Raw genomic sequence first — 20,191 nt, forward strand, 5'->3', positions numbered from 1 at the left:
TTGCTGAACCCGTGCCAACGTGGTCCGGTGCCTTGTTTTGCGGCTGACCGCGCCGTCCGAGAGGTCTTGATCGTGTCCGTCCAGTACGCCGGCCCCCACAAGCGGGGCGACATCAAGAAAGTCGTGCTCGCCTATTCCGGCGGCCTGGATACGTCCGTAATCCTCAAATGGCTGCAGACGACCTACGGCTGCGAGGTGATCACCTTCACTGCCGACCTCGGTCAGGGCGAGGAGCTGGACCCGGCGCGCAAGAAAGCCGAAATGCTGGGCATCAAGCCTGAGAACATCTTCATCGAAGACGTGCGCGAGGAGTTCGTGCGCGACTTCGTGTTCCCGATGTTCCGCGCCAATGCGCTCTACGAAGGCCAGTACCTGCTGGGCACCTCCATCGCGCGGCCGCTGATCGCCAAGCGGCAGATCGAGATTGCGCGCGAGCTGGGCGCCGATGCGGTGTCCCATGGTTCCACCGGCAAGGGCAACGACCAGGTGCGCTACGAGCTCACCTATTACGCGCTCAAGCCCGACATCAAGATCATCGCGCCATGGCGCGAATGGGAGCTGACCAGCCGCACCACGCTGATCGAGTTCGCCGAGAAGCACCAGATCCCGATCGCCAAGGACAAGCGCGGCGAGGCGCCGTTCTCGGTCGACGCCAACCTGCTGCACTCGTCATCCGAAGGGAAGGTGCTGGAGGATCCCTGGGAAGAGCCGGATGAGATGGTCTACCAGCGCACCATTTCGCCCGAAGCGGCGCCGGACAAGGCCACCTACATCACCATCGACTTCGAGAAGGGTGACCCGGTCGCGATCGACGGTGTGAAACTGTCGCCGGCGACGCTGCTGACCAAGCTCAACGAGCTTGGCAAGGCCAACGGCATCGGCCGCCTCGACCTGGTCGAGAACCGTTTCGTGGGCATGAAGAGCCGCGGCGTCTACGAGACGCCCGGCGGCACGATCCTGTATGCGGCCCACCGCGGTATCGAGAGCATCACGCTTGATCGCGGCGCGGCGCATCTCAAGGACGAGCTGATGCCGCGCTATGCCGAGTTGATCTACTACGGCTTCTGGTATTCGCCCGAGCGCGAGATGCTGCAGGCCCTGATCGACCGCAGCCAGGAGAACGTCACCGGCACCGTGCGGTTGAAGCTCTACAAGGGCAACACGACCGTGGTCGGCCGCAAGTCGCCCAAGTCGCTCTACAGCATGCAGCACGTCACGTTCGAGGACGACCAGGGCACCTACGACCAGCGCGACGCCGAGGGCTTCATCAAGCTCAATGCGCTGCGCCTGCGCCTGCGTGCCTTGGGCCAGGGCGGCCCCAACACCTGACCGGCCAGCCAGCGGGATCTCTGCGTGCCTTTCGATCAGCGCGACCAGCCGCCACCGCGCGGCGAGCCGGCCATCAACCTGCCGCCGATGACGCTCGGACTGATCGTCGTCCTGCTGGTGCTGCACCTGTTGCGGCAGATGCTGTCGGCGGAAACCGACGAGTCGCTGATCCTGTTCTTCTCCGTCATTCCGGCGCGCTACTTCGGTGATGCGCCGGCCGACGAACTGTCGCTGCTGCTGGCACCGGTGACGCACATGTTCCTGCATGCCGACTGGATGCATGTCGGCATCAACGCCGCGACATTGGCTGCTTTCGGCGCACCGGTGGAACGCTTCCTCGGAGCGTCGCGCTATGTCGCCTTCTACCTGGTCACCGGCATCGCCGGTGCGCTGCTGCATGCGCTGATCTACCCGACGTCGACCGATCTGATGCTGGGCGCATCCGGCGCCATCAGCGGCTTGTTCGGCGGCCTGCTGTTGTTGATGCGCGAACGCGGCCGCATGAATGCGTTGGTACCGTTCGCCATCCTGTGGATCGTCATGCAGGTCGGTCTGGGCTTCTTCGGCTCGACACCCGGCGGTGACCGCATCGCCTGGGCCGGCCATGTCGGTGGCTTCATCGCCGGCCTGCTGCTCGTGCGTCCGTTCGCCGGCTGGCGGTGGTAGATCACACCAGCCGCGGCACGACCTTTTCGGCCAGCATCATGAAAGACTCGTGGCTGAGCGGCGCGCACATCAGGTAGTTCAAGCTGACCTCAACCTGCAGTGCCTGAATGCGCTCGACGATGGAGTCGGGCGTTCCGTGCAGCACGACCTCCTTGAGGTAGAACTCGACCGGATCGAGACCGTCATACGTCCGCGCCACATGCATCGTCTTGCCTTTCTGATGCTGCGGCCCGGCATAGGCATCGACCAGCCAGGCTGCACCGCGGCGGGCGACGTCGGCCGCTTTCTCCTCGGTCTCCGCCAGCGCGACCAGGCGTGCCATGGGGATGTCGCGACCATCCGGTGCAAAGCCCGATTTCGCCATCTGTTCGGCGTAACGCCGGCGCTTGCGGCCGAGATCGGCGATCGATGAATGCGGGTCCATCAGGATCGAAAAGCCGCGGCTGGCCGCCCAGTCGATGGCCGGATCGGATGTCGCCGCCACCCATGTCGGCGGATGCGGCCGTTGCAGCGGCTTGGGCAGCAACTCGACGTCCTCGAACTTGAAGTAGTCGCCCGCGAAGCTCAACCGTGGCTCGGTCCAGGCACGCAGCACGATCTCGACGGTCTCGCGGAAGCGCGCCGCGCTTTCTTCCGGCGGCACGCCAAAGGCGTTGAATTCGGTGAGCGAGAAACCCCGGCCGGCACCCCAGTTGACGCGCCCACCGCTCAGCACGTCCAGCAGGGCCACTTCCTCCGCGAGGCGTAGCGGGTGGTAGAGCGCTGCCAGCGATACAGCCGTGCCGATGCGCAGGCGCGTCGTTCGCGCGGCGGCCATGGTGCCCACCATGTGCACCGACGGGCAGACGCTGAAGGTGCTGAAATGATGTTCCGCCAGCCACACCGCATCGAAGCCGGTGCGGTCCATGATCTCGATGCGCTGCAGGGCACGCTGGTACACGGTCTCGAGCGACACGCGCCGTTCGGGCCAGCTGAAGAACTGCAGGACGCCGATTTTCATGGGATGTCTTTCACGTCATTCCGAGCGTAGCGAGGAATCTCCCGGGAATGGAGTCCTCTTCTCCGCGAGATGTCTCGCTGCGCTCGACATGACAGAGTCCGCTACGTCGAATAATCCGCGAAGCGGGCGGTGTCGGCGCGGGCGCGGTAGTCGGTCTTGACGTTGACCACCGCCACCATGCCGGCATCGACCTTCTTCTGAGCCCGCTCCAACGCCGGCCGGATCTGGTCGGGCTGCTCGACATACTCGCCATGGCAGCCCAGCGCCTCGGCCATCTTGTCGTAGCGTGTGTAGCCGAGATCGCGGCCTGGCTTGTCCCGGTTGGGATCGGCGGTCCAGCCGCCATTGAGGCTGATCACCACCAGCACCGGGATGCGGTGGCGCACGGCGGTATCGAGCTCCATGGCGTTGAGTCCGAACGAGCCGTCGCCGTGCACGACGATCACCTGCTTGTCGGGCTTGGCGACCTTGGCGCCCAGGCCGAAGGGCAGGCCGACACCCATGGTGCCGAACGGTCCCGAGTTCAGGCGATGGCCCGGCGCGAAGGTGGGCATCGATTGGCGACCAAAGTTCAGGATCTCCTGACCGTCGACCACCAGGATGGCGTCGCGCTGCATGAAGTTCTTGATCTCATCGCACAGCCGCAGCGGGTGGATCGGCGCGTCGTCCATCGGCTTGTTGGCGCCGGGCGCCGCGCGCTTGGCGGCCTCGCCGTCGGCCAGCTTCTTGCGCCAGGGCGCGAAGCGTTCGGCGCTGACACGCTTGTCGATGTCGGCCAGCAGCTGGGTCAGCACCATCTTGCAGTCGCCGACGATGCCGATATGCACCGTGCGCGGCGATGAGGCGATCTCGTCAGCATCGATGTCGATGCGGGCGATGGTGGCGCCAGTAGCGAAACGCGGCGGCGCGGCGTGGCCGATGATGTAGTTCATGCGCGTGCCGATCACGATGATCAGGTCGGCTTCACGGAACGCCGCCGAGCGCATGGTGAGGTACGACAGCGGATGGTCGTCCGGCAGCACACCGCGGCCCTGCGGCGTGGTATAGAACGGGATGCCGGCCTTTTCGACCAGTTGGCGCATCTCGTCCCAGGCGCGCGACCAGATCACGCCGCTGCCCGACAGGATGATCGGCTGCTTGGCACTGGCGATGGCTTCGGCCAGTCGCGCCACCTGGCTGGGGTCGCCCATGGGCCGCGCGTTCAACAGCGGCCGGCCGCTGAGGCTCCAGTCGATCTGTTCTTCGGGGATCTTGCCGTAGAGGATGTCGCCAGGGAAATCGAGGTAGACCGGACCGGGCTTGCCGCCCATCGCCTTCTGAAAGGCTGCGTTCACCTGCTCGGGGATGCGCTTGAGGTTGTAGACGCGATCGGCCCATTTGGTGCACGGCTTCAGCAGTGCGACCTGGTCGATCTCCTGGAAGACCTGGCGGCCGAACTGGCTGATCGGCGCGGAGCCGCCGATCGCCACGACAGGCGCGCAGTCGATCAGCGCGTTGGCGAGGCCGGTGGTCAGATTGATGACGCCGGGTCCGCTGGCCGCCATGCAGACGCTGGGTTTCTGCAACAGGCGACTGTAGGCCTGGCCCATCAATGCCGCAGCCTGTTCGTGTCGCACGTCGATCGGCCGGATGCCTTCCTTGATACAAGAGGCCTCGGCCAGCAGCATCGGCCCGCCCATCAGGAAGAACAGGTTTTCCGTACCTTCGTTCTTCAGCGCTTTCGCCAGGATTTCCGATCCGGTCAGCTCGGCCATATCCGGTGCCTCCTCGCCTAGATCACGCCGTCGGCGCGCAATCGCTTGATGTCATCCGCGCTCAGGTCCAGCCATGTGCCGAGCACGTCGTCACTATGCTGGCCCAGCAGCGGCGCCGGTTTCACAGGCGGCGGCGCGCCGTCATGCCGTACCGGCCAGGCCGGCATCTTGAACGGGCCGTTGGTGGGATGCTCGATCGTCTGCATGATGTGCCGCGCTTCGAAGCTGGCATCGTTCTGCAACTCGCCGGTATCGAGCACGGCGCCCGCCGGAATGCCCGCGGCACCCAGCTGGCGCATGGCTTCATGCTTGTCGTGTCGGCGCGTCCACGCGGCGATCATCGCATCAATCTCCGGCTCGCGTTCGGTGCGGGCAAGGCCGGTCTCGTAGCGAGCATCACCGATCAGGTCTTCGCGGCCGACGATCTGCAGCAGGCGATGCCAGTGCGCCGGGTTGGCACGGCTGGTGTAGATATAGACGTAGTCGTTGGCGCCGCCGGGCTTGCAGGGATAGATGCCGCACGGCGGGTTGCCGCCCGATGACAGCTTGGCGCCGGCGCGCTTCGCCGGCTCGCCGGTGGCGGCCATGGCGGCGAAGCAGACGCGGATATAGTGTAGCATCGCGTCCTGCATGGCGATTTCCAGCCGCTCGCCCTGGCCGGTGCCTTTGCGCCGATAAAGCGCGCCCAGAACGCTGATGGCCAGCAGCATGCCTGTGCCCGTATCGCCCAGCGTCGCGCCGGGCTTGACGGGCGGCCCGTCGGGCTCGCCGCTGACGCTCATGATGCCGCCGCACGCCTGCGCGATCATGTCGAAGGCGAGATTATTCTCGAAGGGACTGCCGGTGCCGAAGCCTTTCACCTGGGCATAGATGATGCCGGGATTGACCTTGCGGATCGCGTCGTAGCCCAGGCCCAATCGTTCGATGGCACCGGGTGCAAAATTCTCGATGAAGACATCGGCCTTGCGCGCCAGTTCGGTGACCAGGCCGATGCCGCGCGGACTCTTCAGGTCCAGCGTGATCGATTTCTTGTTGGCATTGAACAGCAAGAAGTACCACGAGTCCTGGCCCGGCTTGCCACGAAACGCCGAACGGCCGGGATCGCCGCCCTTGGGATTCTCGACCTTGACGACCTCGGCGCCCAGCCATGCCAGCGCCTCGGTACAGGACGGGCCGGCTTCGAACTGAGTGAGATCCAGGATCCGCACGCCGGCCAAGCAGCCGGTCGTGGTGCTGGGCGCATCCACCATGGCCGTTCCTCCGTGCGAGGCACGTGTCGGCCTCTTCACAATCATCAGCGTGGCAGACGCGAGCGCACCGCCGCAACCGGCGATTACGCCTTGCCTGTCCGCAGGGATTGCAGGGCCGCCTGTCGGTCGATCGTCATGCTGCCGGTGTCAGCAGATTGGTGAACGCCTCGCGCCCTTCGTGCGGCGCAATCTGCCATTGGCTGTCGGCGGCAAAACTGTGGGCGAGAAAGTTGACGAAGGCACGCACCTTGGCCGACGGATGATGCTGCTGCGGAAAGACCGCATAGATCGTGCGCGACTCCGGCACCCATTCCGACAGCGGCATCTGCAGGCTGCCGTCGACAAGGTCGGCGGTCACCAGGAAGGTCGGCAACAGCCCGATGCCGGCACCCTCCAGCAGCGCCTCGCGCAGCAGCATGGCGTTGTTGCAGCGGCAGTTGCCGCTCACGCGCACCACCCGCTCGCCGCCGGTGCCGCTGAAGCGCCATTCGTCCGGCACGTGGCCGCGGCTGTAGATGATGCAGTTGTGGCGCTTGAGGCTGGGCACCGACGTGGGCATGCCATGCTGCGCGAGATACGCCGGGGCCGCCACCAGCGCACGGGCCATCCGGGCGATTGGTTGCGTCGCGCGTGTCAGGCCGGTCACCTTGCCGGCGATCAGCAGCGCGACGTCGAAGCCTTCGTCAGCGGGGTCACTGAAGCGATCGTTCAGCGTCATCTCGATCGTCACATCCGGGAAGCGCGCCAGGAAATCGGCCACGGTGCGGCCGAAGCGGGCGGCACCCAGCGACACCGGTGCGCGCACCTTCAGCAGGCCGCGTGGCGTCGTCTGCAACTGGCCGGTCGATGTCTCCGCTTCCTCGATCTCGTCGAGAATCCGAATGCACTTCGCATAGTAGCTGCGGCCGGCCTCCGTCAGGCTCACGCGTCGCGTGGTGCGCGTCAGCAACGGCGTGCCGATACGCGTCTCGAGCGATGCGACGTACTTGCTGACCGACGCGTTGGACATGTTCAGGTGTTCGGCCGCGACAGTGAAGCTGCCGCGCTCGACCACCTTGCGGAATACAGCCATGGCTGTCAGTCGATCCATATTATTTCTTCTCAAGAAATCGACAGTTTCAGTGTGACATCTTTATTGATCGCTGGGAAACCGTCAACATGAGGCATCAAATCAACCTGCGGACTCTGCCGAAATGCCCCAGACCCTGATCAAAGATGCCTGCATTCTGTCGATGGATCCGCAGATCGGTGATCTCGATCGCGGCGATATCCTGATCGACGGTGATCGCATCGTTGCCGTCGAGAGGAACATCACGGCGCCAAACGCAGCGGTCGTGGACGGCAGTGGTCGCCTCGTGATGCCGGGGCTGGTGAATGCGCACATCCATACGTGGGAGTACCAGCTGCGCGGCATCGGTTCGGACTGGGTGGGCATCCGCGACTACCACGGCAACATGCACAAGAATCTCGCGACCCGGTATCAGGCACGCGACGTCTATCTGGGCAACTTGCTGGGCGCGTTGAATCAGATCCGCAACGGCACCACGACCATCATGGATTGGTGTCACATCCTGCGCGACGCGGACATGACGGACGCCGCCATCGATGCCCTTGAGGAGTCCGGCATTCGCGCGGTGTTCGCGCGCGGCACGGTGAAGCCGCCGGAAAAGGCGGGCGAGGTGCCGTACTACAAGAAGCCGTTCCCGCGCGAGGAGATCCATCGCCTGCGCACCGGCCGGTTCGCATCGGACGATCGCCTGGTCACCCTGGCGATGGCCATCCTGGGCCCGGACTGGGGCGAGTACGATGTTGCCGCGCATGACATCCGGCTGGCGCGCGAATACGGCCTGATTAATTCGGCCCACACCTATGGCCGCAAGGGCAAGCGCGTGGTCGAGGACGGCATGCCGCGGCTGGCGAAGGAAGGCCTGTTGGGGCCCGACCACAACATCGCCCACGGCAACTGCTTCTCCGAGGACGAGCTGAAGATCGTTCTCGACGCCGGCTGCACCATCACCGCGACCTGCCTCACCGAAGCGCTGAACTACGAACAGCCGGCGATGCTGGGCCGCATGGTGAAGTTCGGTGCCATGCCGTCGCTGGGCACCGACTGCGATCCCTACTTCAACAGCTCGATGCTCTGGGTGACGCGGCATGCGTTCCAGGAACAGCGTGCGATGGACAATCGCAGCCTGCGCGAGGCCGGTCAGTGGCCGGCGGCCACACAGCACGCCACGCGCACACGCGATGCGGTCGCATGGGCCACGATCGGTGGTGCCAAGGCGCTGCGGCTGGATCACAAGATCGGCTCTCTGACACCGGGCAAGCAGGCCGACCTCATCATGATCGACACGCGCGGCATGAACATCTTCCCGGCGCTGCCCGGTGGCGACCCGGCGCACGTGGTGGTGATGTACGCCGAGACCGCCGACATCGAGAACGTCATGATCGCGGGCACGTTCGTGAAGCGCAGCGGCAAGCTGACGTTCCCCGAGGACCGGCTGCAGAAGCTGCATCAGGACGTCATGGACTCCCGCCTGCGCATGATGGAGGAGGGCAAGTTCGTCTACAAATCAGTCGACAGCGGTCCGCTGCCGGACCGTTACGTCTTCTGAGCCGCGTCATGAATCGCTGGATCAGACTGGCCTGCTTGGCCGTTCTGGCCGGCGTCCTGGCGACGCCGGCAGTGGCGCAGGGCTATCCCACCAGGCCCATTCGCATCGTGCACGGTTTCACCGCCGGCGGACCCGTCGATGCCATCGCACGCCTGATCGCCGCGGGTCTCAGCGAACGCCTGGGCCAGCAGGCCTTCGTGGAAGGCAAGCCCGGCGCCGGTGGAACGCTCGGGGCGCAGGCCGTCGCCCGCAGCGATCCCGACGGATACACACTGTTCCTCATGGCGTCGGGCCATGCGACGTCGCCGGGGCTCTACAAGTCATTGCCCTACGATGCGGTCGACGACTTCACCATGATCTCGATGGTGGCCAGCAGTCCGTTTGCGATCATGACCTTGCCGAAGCCGCCCTACGCCAGCCTCCAGGATCTGGTGCAACGGGCACGGGCCGAGCCCGGCAAGATCGACTTTGCCACCGGTGGCGTCGGCAGCGGCATGCATCTGGTGGCGCTGCTGTTGCAATCGCGCGCCGGCATCCAGATGAATCATGTCCCGTACAAGGGCGGCAACACGCCGATGCTGGCGCTGCTGTCGGGTGAGGTCCCGGTCCTGTTCAGCTCGGTGGCCGGCATGGTGCCGCAGGTTGAGAGCGGCAAGATCCGGATGCTGGCCGTGACCTCCAGGGCGCGCTATCGGCAGGTACCCGACGTGCCGACGGTGGCCGAGACGCTGCTGCCGGAGTTCGATGCCCTGGCCTGGTATGCGCTCGCCGCACCCCGAAACCTGCCGGCGCCGCTTCTGGCCAGGCTCAGTGAAACGACACAGGCGATCCTCCAGCGGCCCGATGTCGTCGACAAGATCCGCGCGCAGGGCGCCGAGGTCTGGAGCACCGCACCGGGCGCGGCACAGGCGTTCCTCGGCAGCGAGGTCGCCCGCTGGACCAAGGTGATCCGCGACGAGAAGATCACGGCACCGGAGTAGTATCCCTTCTCCCCGCGAAGGCGGGGAGAAGGTGCCCGTTTCGGTACTTCGACGCTTTGCGTCGAAGTACCTGAGGCGGATGAGGGGCTTCACGTCAGTACGAAAATGCCCCGACCGCTCCTGAAGCGAGCATCGCAGAAGCCCCTCATCCGGCGCTTCGCGCCACCTTCTCCCCGCCTAAGCGGGGAGAAGAGGCGACCGCATCGATTCGATGGCAGGCGGCGTGCCGATCTTGCGATGCCGCCGCCTCGAACGTCGGCATCTGTGTTCGGCAGACGTCGGCAGCCCAGGCGCAGCGTGTGTTGAAGGGACAGCCGGGTGGCGGGCTCAGCGGACTGGGTGGCTCGGACCGCGGCTGGCGGCGCCGCGCCTGCGATCGAACGGCCTGTGCGCGCGGATCGGCGACCAGGGTCGAAGCCAGCAGCATCTGCGTGTAGGGATGCGCCGGTGCACTGTACACGGTGTCGGCCGGGCCGGCCTCGACGAGGCGCCCGAGATACAGGACACCGATGCTGTGGCTGATGTGACGCACCACATCGAGATTGTGGGCGATGAACAGGTAGCTCAAGCCGAACGCATGCTGAAGATCGATTAGCAGATTGATGACCTGGCTCTGCGTGCTGACGTCCAATGCGCTCACCGGCTCGTCGCAGATGATCAGGCGCGGCCGGACGGCGAGGGCGCGGGCGATCGCCACGCGCTGGCGTTGGCCGCCGGACAGCTCGTAGGGATAGCGCTCGGCCTGGTACGCGGCCAGGCCGACGCTGTCGAGCACGGTGGCGATCTCGCGCTGGCATTGCTGGTGCGAGACATCATGGTGGCGATGGATCGCCTGCCCGATCGTGGTGCCCACGGTCTGGCGCGGGTTGAGCGATGACAGCGGGTCCTGGAAGATCACCTGGACCTCGCGCCGGAACGACAAAGGCAGTCGTTCACCGAAGGCACTCACGTCGGTGCCGTCGAAGACGACCCGGCCTCCGGAAGATGGTGTCAGCCCCAGGATGGCGCGGCCGATCGAGCTTTTCCCCGATCCCGATTCACCGACCAGCCCGAACGTGCGGCCGCGCTCGATCGTGAAGCTGACGTCGCGCACGGCTGCGAGCGTGAGGGCGCCGCCGAACAGGCCGCGCTTCAGCGGGTAGCTGACCGACAGGTTTTCGACAGCGAGCAGCGGGACGTCGCTCATCTGGCATCCGTCAAGGTCAGCTCATCCGCTCGCCGGCAGCGCACGCCGTGGCGCAATATGTTGGGTTCCTGGCGGCAGGCTGCAACGGCGTGAGCGCATCGGGGGTGGAAGCGGCAACCTTGCGGCCACGCCCAGGCCGGCGGCACGCGACCGGGAATCGTGGCGAGCCGGGAACCGACGCCCTCGCCGCGCGGCATCGCGGCCAGCAGGGCGGCTGTATAAGGATGCCGCGGGTGGCTGAACGTGGCCTCGACGTTGCCGGTCTCGACCACCTCGCCGCCGTACATCACGGCCAGCCGATCGCACGCATCGGCAACCACGCCCAGGTCATGGGTGATCAGCAACACCGACATCGAGAGGCGCTGGCGCAGGTCCATCAGCAGATCCAGCACCTGCGCCTGGATGGTGACGTCGAGGGCCGTCGTCGGCTCGTCAGCGATCAGCAGCTCCGGTTCGCACGCCAGCGCGCCGGCGATCACCACCCGCTGGGCCATGCCGCCGGAGAACTGGTGCGGATAGTCCTGGAGCCGGCGATGCGGGTCGGGCACGCCGACCAACGCCAGCAGCTCGGCGGCGCGCGCCAGCGCCTGCCGGCGGCCAAGGCCGGTGTGGGCGCGCACCGCATCGCTGATCTGACGTCCCACGGTGTGCACCGGCGATAGCGCCGCCATCGGTTCCTGGAAGACCATGCCGACGCGACGGCCCCGTACCTGTCGCATTGCATCGTCGTCCAGGCCGGCGAGCTCGGTACCGGCGAGCCGGATCGATCCCGCGGCGATGCTGACGGCCGGCGGCAGCAGGCCCATGACAGCCAGCGCAGTCATTGACTTGCCGCAGCCTGACTCGCCCACCAGGCCCAGTGTCTCGCCGCGCATCACGTGGAAAGAGACGTCGCTCAGCAGTTCGGCCGAGCCGCCGCCCGGACGCGGCGCAGCGACGGTGAGACCGCTGACCGCGAGCAATGCGTCAGCCGGTGCCTCCGGCCGGTGTACCGACGTCGGCGACACCGCGAAGGGAGCAACGGTGCGTCGGCTTATGCTGCTCTCAGCCGTGGCGCCCGTGGGCAGCGTGGCGTCCCGCAGCGAATCGCCCAGCAGGTTGAAGGCGAGTACGCTCAGCGTGATGGCAAGGCCGGGGAAGATCGGCAGCAGCGGCTGCTGGCTCTGGAACTGGCGGGCGGTCTCGAGCATGGCGCCCCAACTGACCTGGGTGCTGTCGATACCGACGCCCAGGAAGCTCAGCATGGCCTCGATCAGCAGGGCGGTTCCCAGGGCGATCGAGGCTTGTACGATCAGCGGCGGCGAGATGTTGGGCAGGATCTGCCGCAGCATGATCGACAGCGTCCGCAGGCCCAGTACGCGCGCCGCATCGACATAGAGCTGTTCCTTTTCGGCGAGCACCACGGCGCGGGTGATGCGCATGAAGCTGACCGAGAAGATCACGCCCACCGCCAGCATCGCATTGCCCAGCCCCTTGCCCAGCACGCCGATCAAGGCCAGGGCCAGCAGGACGGCGGGGATGGATTGCATGACGTCGGCAACCCGCATGGCGATGCGATCGAACCAGCCGCCGAGATAGCCGACGACAAGGCCGGTGGTGATGCCCACGACAGCGCCGAAGCTCACGCTCTGGAACGAGGCCAGCAGGGCCGTGCGCGCGCCGAAGATCAGGCGTGAGAGCGTATCGCGCCCCAGATCGTCCGTGCCCAGCCAGTGTACCGCGCTGGGCCCTTGCAGCCGAAGCTTGATGTCGGGGTGGAACGGATCGTAAGGCGCGACGAGGGGCGCGCCGATCGCCAGAACGAACAGCAGCACCAGATAGGCGATGCAGGTCAGCGACAGCGGTCGTCGTGCCAGGCGCTGCCACAGGCGGGTGTGCGAACGGACATCGCTCTCGGGTTCAACCACGGCAGCGTCGGACCTTTCGTCGGCGATGGTTCCCGCGCTCATTGCGGACGCACCTTGGGATTGATCACGCCGTAGGCGATGTCGGTCAGCAGGTTGACGACCAGCACCACGAAGGCGACGACGACCACGGTGCCCTGCAATACGGGGAAGTCCGCCCGCACGACGCTGTCGATCAGCAGCGTTCCCAGGCCGGGAATGGCGAAGATCCGCTCGATGACGAAGCTGACGCCGACCAGCACCGACATCTGGATGGCGATGACGCTGAGCACCGGGACCAGCGCGTTCTTGGTGGCGTACAGCAGGACGATCCGTCGCTGCGGCAGGCCACGGGCGCGCAGGGCCTGGATATAGCGCGCATGCAGCACCTCGATCATGGCGCTGCGGGTCTGGCGGGCGATGACGGCCGCCGTGTGGATGCCCAGGGCGATGGCCGGCAGCACCAGGCCCCAGGCCCACAGCAGCGGGCTCTCGGCAAAGGGCGTGTAGCCGATGACCTGGAACCAGCGCAGCGTCACGGCGAACACCAGTGACAGCAGCAGGGCAAGCCAGATGCTGGGCACGGCCAGGCCCGTGGATACCACGATGGTCAGCAGGCGATCCCAGCGCGAGCCGTGGCGCAAAGCGCCCGCAATGCCGACCGGGATTCCGACGACCAGCGCGAACAGCATGCCGGCGAGCGCCAGCGACAGCGTGACGCCGAAGCGATCGCTGATCGACTCGGCCACCGGCAGGTTCGTGTAGAGGGAATTGCCGAGGTCGCCCTGCAGGGCCGACCCGACCCAGCCGAGGAACTGGTCGGCCAGCGGCCGGTCGAGGCCGAGCCGGTGTGCGTATTCCGCCCGGTCTTCGTTCGATGCGCTCTGGCCCAGGATCTGGGCCACGGGGTCGGTGGCGGTGAGTCGGACCAGCAGGAAAGTGAACAGCGAAACGAAGAACAGCATGGGCACCACGGACAGCAGCCGGGTCAGCAACAGCCGTCTCATGGGTGTTTTTCCCTCCCGTGCTGGCCTGACGGTCGGACTCAGTGGGTGGCCATGACCCGCTCCCGCACGCGCCGCGTCGCGGCGGTGGCGGTTGTAGGGTCGAGATCCGTCAAACGACCAGCGCGCTTGCGCACGGCGCCGTTGACGATGACGGTATCGACATCGGCAACCGTGCTCTGCAGCACCACGTGTGCGGCCGGATCACCCAGCGACAGGCCGTAGGGCCCGGTGTGCAGCAGCACGACGTCGGCCAGGCAGCCGGGTGCAAGGCGTCCCAGCGTGTCGCCCAGGCCCACGGCGCGGGCCGCGTTCACCGTCACGTATTCGAGCATGTGCCGCGGCTCGACATGCGGCGTGCCGGGATGGCGTTCGAGCGGCCAGCGTCCGGTCTGCCGCTCGACCGTGGCCTCCTCGGCGCGCATCACCGAGAAGGTGAGCCGCATCTGGGCCAGGACGTCGAGCGCCACGCGCGACGGCACGTCCACGCCCAGGCTGGGGGTCACGCCCGCCCGGTGCGCGCGACCGATGATGCTCATCGAACGCCCGCCGCCGAACTCGCCTTCTGGCGTGAAGGAGATCCCGCCACCGCAAGCGGCAACCAGCGCCAGCTCGTCATCGGTGGCGAGGTTGGCGTGCACCGGCACGATGTCGCCGTCCAGCAGCTTGGCCTCGTGCAGCGCCCGGATCTGCCCCGGCGGATTCTGATGGAAGGTCATGGGCAGGCCGAGTGCGCGCCCGGCCTCGATCTCGTTCGCCACCAGCTTCATGCCGGCATATTCCGGCGAACTGAGTGCTAATCCCAGCCGCACCAGCGGCGAGGCATGCTCGCTGACCTGGCGGTGCAGGCTGCGCACCTGCTCCAGGCGCCAGGGTTGATCGGCCTCCAGCGACGCGAAACGCCCCAGCATGCCATAGGCGAACAGGACGCGCTGGCCGGTATCCCAGTGCGCCCGCAGTGCCTGCTCGGCGTGTCCCGGCGTCATGACGTTGTGGCAGAAATCGAGAACGGTGGTGATGCCCTTGTCGAGCATCTCGATGCCCGCCGCGAGTGTCGCGTCGTACATGTCGACGGCGGTGAAGCGCTCACGCAGCGGGAAGACGTGCTTGCTGTAGTCCGCCATGCCCCACAGGCCGGCGCCGGCGCCCTTGAGCGGGCACTGCCACATGTGGGTGTGCGAATCGATCAGTCCGGGAATCACCAGCATGCCGCTGGCGTCGATGACGTCGGCGTCTGTGGCGTCGAGTCGCGGTCCAACGGCGCTGATGCGGTCCTGCTCGATGAGCACGTCACCCGTATCGAGATCACCGAGGGCAGGGTCCATGGTCAGGACGAGTCCACCTTTGATCAGCAGCGGGCGGTGCGAGGCTTGGGGCACGACGAACTCCCATCATCAAAAGAAGGATGGCGCGCAAAACGGCGCTATCGGCTGATCACCCGGGCATCGGCGTAGCGGAACACCGCAACGTCGCCGATCGTGGACACGATGTTGCCCACCTTCTTCGGGTTGTAGGCCCAGTAGGCCGTGTAGTCGAAGAAACCACAGTCCAGCGCCTGTTCGTCGATGACCTTGATCATCGTGCGCCAAGCGGCGTCCTGCGTCGCCGGATCGGTGGCGGCCAGTGCCGCTCGCACGGCGTCGTCGATCGGCGGGAACGGCGTACGCAGCGGGTTGCCGGCACCGGTCGGTGCGAAGTGATAGAGATAGTAGTCGTAGGGTCCGGTATCGGCGGAGTCGGTAAGGATCGCGGCCGGGTATTTGCCGCTGCGGAAGGTGCTGAAGAACTGGCCGAAGGTCATCTGGTCGATCTTCACCTCGATGCCGATCTGCGCCATCTGGCTGCGGAACAGTTCGGCGATCGTGCGCTGGGTGTCGAAGGTGGCCAGCGTGAACTCGACCTTGGGATTGCCCAGCTCGGCCATCAGCTGCTTCGCCTTGGCCAGATCGAATGGATAGCCCTTGATGTCGGCGCTGTATCCGGGCTGGCCTGCGCGCAGGCGATGGGTGTGGATCTTGCCATGGCCGCCCAACGCGCCATCGAGGAAATCCTGCGGGTTCGTGGCGTAGCAGATGGCCTGGCGCAGTTTCTGGCTGTTGAACACCTTGACGGTGTCCATCATCTGCAGATGCCAGAGCACTGACGGGAACCACGTCGTCTTCAGGCCGTCCGCCTCGGCACGCGTCGCCAGCGACGGGTTGGTCCAGACGATGTCGACCTGTCCCGTCCGCAACGCGTTGTAGAGGCTGTCGGCATCGACGATGTGAGTCACCTCGATCCGCCTGGGGCCGACGGCTTGCGGCGCGTAGTAGGCTTCGTAGAAGCTGACGACCGTGCGCAGACCCCGGATCGAATCCTTGACCTCGTATTTCCACGGTCCCGTGCCGACTGGCGCCGTCTTCCACTTGCCGCTGTCGAGCGCCTGCGGCGAGATCATGTAGGCGCCGCGACGCGCCAGGTTGGGCAACAGATTCGGCGCCGGCTGCTTCAGCGTGATCTGCACCTGCGTGGCATCGACGGCCGTGATCTTGTCGACCGCGGCCATGATGTAGCGCCACTGACTGGGCGTGTCGCGAATGCGCTCCAGGTTCTTGACCACGGCAGCGGCGTCGAAGGGCGTGCCGTCATGGAAGGTGACGCCGGTGCGTAGCGTGAATTCGAGCTTGGTCGGGCTCTCCGTCCACTGCGTGGCCAGTTTCGGTACGATCTTCACGCCGTCGGGCGCCAGTTCGACCAGACCCTCATAGACGAGCGACGTGTATGTGCCGTTGGCCTTGGTCAGTGTCTCCCAGTCATCGACCTGCTGGTTGGTGCCGAAGCGCAGCGTTCCGCTCGGTGCGCTCCAGCCGTTGCCAGCGCCGATCATCAAGGCGGCTGCCACCAGCAGGCTCAGGCCTGACCGCGCCATCCGGGCCTCCCACAAAGACAATACAAACGTTTGCAGTGACGGTCACGGTGACAGTTTCAGATGGATGAATAAAGGTTCTATCGGGAAATTGTTGATTTCAGATCGGGAAACAATGCGCATCGCACCGATGCGTGCATTGGTGGCCGGCATTTCTTCTAGGGCTGTCACCGCTGCGGCATGCCCTGGGGAATGATGGTGGCGACGATCGAGGCGTCCAGCGCCTCGTAGTCCTGCAGCCCGATCAGCGCGTAAAGCTGGGCCCGCGTCTGCATTGCCTCGACCATGTTTTGCGTCCCGCCGTCACGACGGATGGCAGCGTACAATCTCTCCTGGGCATGGTTGGCGACGCGCAGCGCCGATACCGGCCAGATGACCATGCGGTACCCCATGGCCTCAAACTCGTGCGCCGTGAAGAACGGTGTCCTGCCGAACTCCGTCATGTTGGCCAGCAGCGGCACGCCCGGCAGCGCCTGCGCAAAGGCGCGAAACATCTCGGCGTTGGTCAGCGCCTCGGGAAAGATCGCGTCGGCGCCAGCCTCGATGTAGAGCCTGGCCCGTGCCACGGCGCCGTCGATACCTTCGCTCGCCGCCGCATCGGTGCGGGCGATGACGTACAGATGGCGCCGTGCCTTGGCGGCGGCCGCGACCTTGGCCGCCATGTCGCGGGCGTCGGCCAGCTTCTTGTCGTTGAGATGACCGCATTTCTTGGGCAGCAGCTGGTCCTCGATATGGACCGCGGCGGCGCCGGCGTCTTCGAAGCTGCGCACCATGTGCATGACGTTGAGCGCTTCACCATAGCCGGTATCGCCGTCGACCAGCACCGGCAGGCCGCTGGCGCGAGCGACCTGGCGAATGAAGAAGCACACGTCTTCAATGGTGATGATGCCGAGATCCGGCAATCCCATCGAGGCGCTCATCGCGGCGCCGGACAGGTAGAGCGCCTCGAACCCGGCTGCTTTTGCCTGCAGGGCCGCCATGCCGTTATGGGCCCCCGGCATCTGAACGATACCGCCGCGATCGATCAATGCCCGGAAACGCTCGCCGGCGGGTGCGCTGGGCAGGTCGGTGGCAACGAGATACGGCATACGACGCTCCTTGAACCCGATCGACGCGCCGATTAGCGGCCGTCGCGCGAACGGTGTACTGTACGAAGATTGATCACGGCGGCACAGAGACCCTCGAGGGTCGAATGGACACGGATGTTCTGATTGTCGGCGCCGGCCCGACCGGCCTGATGCTTGCCAACCAGTTGGCGCGCCACGGGGTGCGCCTGATGATCATCGATCGGCATTCCGGTCCCGCGCAGCAGACCCGAGCGATGGCCGTGCAGGCCCGCACCCTGGAGATCTACGCGCGAATGGGGCTCGCCGAGACGGCATTGGCGCGCGGTGCGATCGCCGGCGGCGCCAACATGTGGGCCAACGGGCGATGGACTGCCCGCATCCCCATCGGCGACATCGGCAAGGACCTGAGTGCATTTCCCTTCGTCCTGATGCTGGGCCAGGACGAGAACGAGCGCATCCTGGGCGAGAGCCTGGGCGGCCACGGCGTGGACGTGCAGTGGAACACCGAGTTGGTCGCGTTCGAGCAATCGCCCGGCCATGTCGTTGCCTCGCTGAAACAGCCGGACGGCAGTGTCCGGCAGATCAGGGCCGCCTGGGTGGCCGGCTGTGACGGCTCGCGCAGTCCCGTGCGCGAGATGAGCGGCATCGTCTTTCCCGGCGCGCCCTACGAGCAGACGTTTTTCGTCGCCGATACCGAAGCGACCGGGGCGATGAAGGCGGGCGAACTGAACGTCTACCTGTGGCAGGACGGCTTCCACCTGTTCTTTCCCATGCGCGGCAAGGACCGCTGGCGCGTGATCGGGATTCTGCCCAAGGACATGCGGCAACGGGACACGGTCACGTTCGAGGAACTGGTGCCCGCGATTGCCCGGGAAGCCGGCACCGATCTGGTCTTCAAGTCCTGCGACTGGTTCTCGACCTATCACATCCACCACCGGGCAGCGGCGCGGTTCCGCGACCGGCGCTGTTTCCTGCTCGGCGACGCGGCTCACATCCACAGTCCGATGGGCGCCCAAGGCATGAATACCGGCCTGCAGGACGCCTACAATCTCGCCTGGAAGCTGGCGCTCGTGATCCAGGGACGCGCCGATGCGGCGCTACTCGACAGCTATGAGCAGGAGCGCATCCCGGTGGCGCAGCGACTGTTGGGCTCGACCGACCGTGCTTTCCAGCTGATCGTGTCCGACGGCTGGCTCGCCGGCTTGCTGCGTACCCGCATTCTGGCGCGGCTGGCGGCATTCGCCATGACCTTCGAGCGCGTACGCACGCTTGCCTTCCGCACCATCTCCCAGATCGGCATCAGCTATCGCGCGAGCCCGCTGTCGCGCACGCTGCCTGGCGTGACCGAGACAGCGCCGATGGCGGGTGACCGTTTCCCGTGGCTGACGCTGCGGCTGCGGGCAAACGGGCCGACCGAGGATCTGTATCAGACTCTCGACGATACGTGCTTCCATCTGCTTGTGTTCGGCCAGCATGTGCCTGAGGCGGCGGCTGCGTTCGCGGGCAACGCCGACCTGGTCAAGATCCACGCGGTTCCGGCGGACCCGATCAACGACGTCGCGCTGGCGCGGGCGGGGATTCCCCGGCAATCGTTCTATGTGCTGCGACCTGACGGCCATGTCGCGCTGTGCGGCGAGCGCCTGGAAGCGTCCGTGATCGAGCGCTACCTCCGCGAACAGATGCATCTCAGGGCTGTGCCGCGCGACGTCACGCGTTCTCAGCCAGCGGCGCACGGCGCACATCGCGCCGCTGCCTGAGGCGCGGCTGTGCGTGCGGCGAGGAAACCGGTCACACGGGCAATGCGCTCAGCCCAATGATCCACCGATGGGCGAACAGGAGCGCGGCGTAGACGACGATGGCCAGCGCGATGCGCCACAGGCCGATCTTCGACCAGTCGAGCTGCACCTTGCCGGCAGCCAGCGCCGCGAACGGCACGTTCGACGTGTGCGCCTTGAAGCGACCGTAAGCGTCGGGGAACGAGCGGCTCTTGCGGGCGTCGATGCCCAGCATGCCGCCGAAGGCCAGCACGGCGATGCCGCCGGCCAGGATCACCGTGGCGGCATCACCGTTGGCGATCAGGTGGCCGACGCCCCACAGCGCGAAGCCCCAGAGGCCGGGATGGCGCACGATGGCGTGGATACCCAACCCGCTATCGTAGGACATCGGGATGGTCTCGGCGCCGACCACGCCGGGACTGGGTGACGTCATGCCCAGCATGAAAAAGAACACCGCCACCAGCATGATCAGCAGCAACAGGTGGCGTGCCCACAGCGGATCGCCCCACAACGCGACATAGGGTGCCGTCTTGTGCGCCCAGATCATCCAGCCCAGTCCGATCGCGGCCACCACCGAGTAGACGACGCGAAAGCCGTTATCGCCCAGCGCCGCCACCAGCGGTCGCCGCAGCCCATGCGAGAGCACAAAGTGCCCACCCACGAACAACGTCGTCGCGAGCGCTACCGCAAGGATGGAATGGCTGAGCAGGCCCATCGGCTTCCTCGTGCATGATATGATGTCCGCGCGCTTATATTAACACTGTTCAGTTATACTGC

General features: G+C 66.1%; 16 protein-coding genes. 5 read left to right on the top strand and 11 right to left on the bottom strand.

From position 1 onward, the window contains the following. The first annotated feature begins 72 nt into the window (after nt 1-72). A complete protein-coding gene (locus FQU96_RS03305) occupies nt 73-1,329 on the top strand; it encodes an argininosuccinate synthase (RefSeq protein ID WP_146539396.1) in 1,257 nt (418 codons plus the stop codon). Nucleotides 1,330-1,353: 24 nt separating this feature from the next. Next, nucleotides 1,354-1,995 (top strand): rhomboid family intramembrane serine protease, encoded by a 642-nt coding sequence (locus FQU96_RS03310; RefSeq protein WP_146539397.1) that lies wholly within the window; start codon nt 1,354-1,356, stop codon nt 1,993-1,995. Between the two features lies 1 nt (nt 1,996). On the opposite strand, the gene FQU96_RS03315 is transcribed toward FQU96_RS03310, so the two are convergent. The 4 genes from FQU96_RS03315 to FQU96_RS03330 form a co-directional block, all read right to left on the bottom strand. Next, on the bottom strand, nt 1,997-2,995 hold the full coding sequence (locus tag FQU96_RS03315) for an LLM class flavin-dependent oxidoreductase (protein ID WP_146539398.1): 999 nt from the start codon (nt 2,993-2,995) through the stop codon (nt 1,997-1,999). Nucleotides 2,996-3,096: 101 nt separating this feature from the next. Further along, the gene (locus FQU96_RS03320; RefSeq protein WP_146539399.1) at nt 3,097-4,749 is read right to left on the bottom strand and encodes a thiamine pyrophosphate-binding protein; all 1,653 of its coding nucleotides are present in this window, start codon (nt 4,747-4,749) and stop codon (nt 3,097-3,099) included. 17 nt (nt 4,750-4,766) lie between these two features. Beyond that, nucleotides 4,767-5,999, bottom strand: coding sequence for a CaiB/BaiF CoA-transferase family protein (locus FQU96_RS03325; protein WP_178130288.1), 1,233 nt, complete (start codon nt 5,997-5,999; stop codon nt 4,767-4,769). A 133-nt stretch (nt 6,000-6,132) separates the two neighbouring features. After that, nucleotides 6,133-7,089 carry a LysR family transcriptional regulator gene (locus FQU96_RS03330; protein ID WP_146539401.1) on the bottom strand — a complete coding sequence of 319 codons (957 nt, stop codon included), beginning with the start codon at nt 7,087-7,089 and terminating at the stop codon, nt 6,133-6,135. Nucleotides 7,090-7,192: 103 nt separating this feature from the next. On the opposite strand from FQU96_RS03330, the gene FQU96_RS03335 reads away from it, so the two are divergent. Together FQU96_RS03335 and FQU96_RS03340 are read left to right on the top strand one after the other, a co-directional pair. Beyond that, nucleotides 7,193-8,614 carry an amidohydrolase family protein gene (locus tag FQU96_RS03335; RefSeq protein ID WP_146539402.1) on the top strand — a complete coding sequence of 474 codons (1,422 nt, stop codon included), beginning with the start codon at nt 7,193-7,195 and terminating at the stop codon, nt 8,612-8,614. Between the two features lie 8 nt (nt 8,615-8,622). Beyond that, a complete protein-coding gene (locus FQU96_RS03340) occupies nt 8,623-9,594 on the top strand; it encodes a tripartite tricarboxylate transporter substrate binding protein (protein ID WP_146539403.1) in 972 nt (323 codons plus the stop codon). Nucleotides 9,595-9,739: 145 nt separating this feature from the next. Here the strand turns inward: FQU96_RS03340 and FQU96_RS03345 are convergent, their stop codons facing one another. The 6 genes from FQU96_RS03345 to prpB all read right to left on the bottom strand — a co-directional run bounded on the left by FQU96_RS03345 (nt 9,740) and on the right by prpB (nt 17,660). Further along, entirely contained in the window at nt 9,740-10,780 is a 1,041-nt protein-coding gene (locus tag FQU96_RS03345; RefSeq protein ID WP_146539404.1) for an oligopeptide/dipeptide ABC transporter ATP-binding protein, read from the bottom strand. Further along, nucleotides 10,777-12,729: a dipeptide/oligopeptide/nickel ABC transporter permease/ATP-binding protein gene (locus FQU96_RS03350; RefSeq protein ID WP_146539405.1), complete on the bottom strand. Its 1,953-nt coding sequence runs from the start codon at nt 12,727-12,729 to the stop codon at nt 10,777-10,779. The genes FQU96_RS03345 and FQU96_RS03350 overlap by 4 nt, the downstream gene beginning before the upstream one ends. After that, nucleotides 12,726-13,670 carry an ABC transporter permease gene (locus FQU96_RS03355; RefSeq protein WP_146539406.1) on the bottom strand — a complete coding sequence of 315 codons (945 nt, stop codon included), beginning with the start codon at nt 13,668-13,670 and terminating at the stop codon, nt 12,726-12,728. Before FQU96_RS03355 ends, FQU96_RS03350 begins: the two co-directional genes overlap by 4 nt. Nucleotides 13,671-13,708: 38 nt before the next feature. Beyond that, a complete protein-coding gene (locus FQU96_RS03360) occupies nt 13,709-15,046 on the bottom strand; it encodes an amidohydrolase family protein (protein ID WP_146539407.1) in 1,338 nt (445 codons plus the stop codon). 44 nt (nt 15,047-15,090) lie between these two features. Then, nucleotides 15,091-16,575: an ABC transporter substrate-binding protein gene (locus FQU96_RS03365; protein ID WP_146539408.1), complete on the bottom strand. Its 1,485-nt coding sequence runs from the start codon at nt 16,573-16,575 to the stop codon at nt 15,091-15,093. Nucleotides 16,576-16,739: 164 nt separating this feature from the next. Next, entirely contained in the window at nt 16,740-17,660 is a 921-nt protein-coding gene (prpB, locus tag FQU96_RS03370; RefSeq protein ID WP_146539409.1) for a methylisocitrate lyase, read from the bottom strand. A gap of 104 nt (nt 17,661-17,764) precedes the next feature. On the opposite strand from prpB, the gene FQU96_RS03375 reads away from it, so the two are divergent. Further along, a complete protein-coding gene (locus tag FQU96_RS03375) occupies nt 17,765-19,396 on the top strand; it encodes an FAD-dependent monooxygenase (RefSeq protein ID WP_146539410.1) in 1,632 nt (543 codons plus the stop codon). 31 nt (nt 19,397-19,427) lie between these two features. On the opposite strand, the gene FQU96_RS03380 is transcribed toward FQU96_RS03375, so the two are convergent. Then, nucleotides 19,428-20,129 carry an NnrU family protein gene (locus FQU96_RS03380; RefSeq protein ID WP_146539411.1) on the bottom strand — a complete coding sequence of 234 codons (702 nt, stop codon included), beginning with the start codon at nt 20,127-20,129 and terminating at the stop codon, nt 19,428-19,430. Nucleotides 20,130-20,191 lie beyond the last annotated feature (62 nt).

The sequence above is a fragment of the Reyranella sp. CPCC 100927 genome (genome assembly GCF_007859315.1).
Taxonomy (GTDB): Bacteria; Pseudomonadota; Alphaproteobacteria; order Reyranellales; family Reyranellaceae; genus Vineibacter.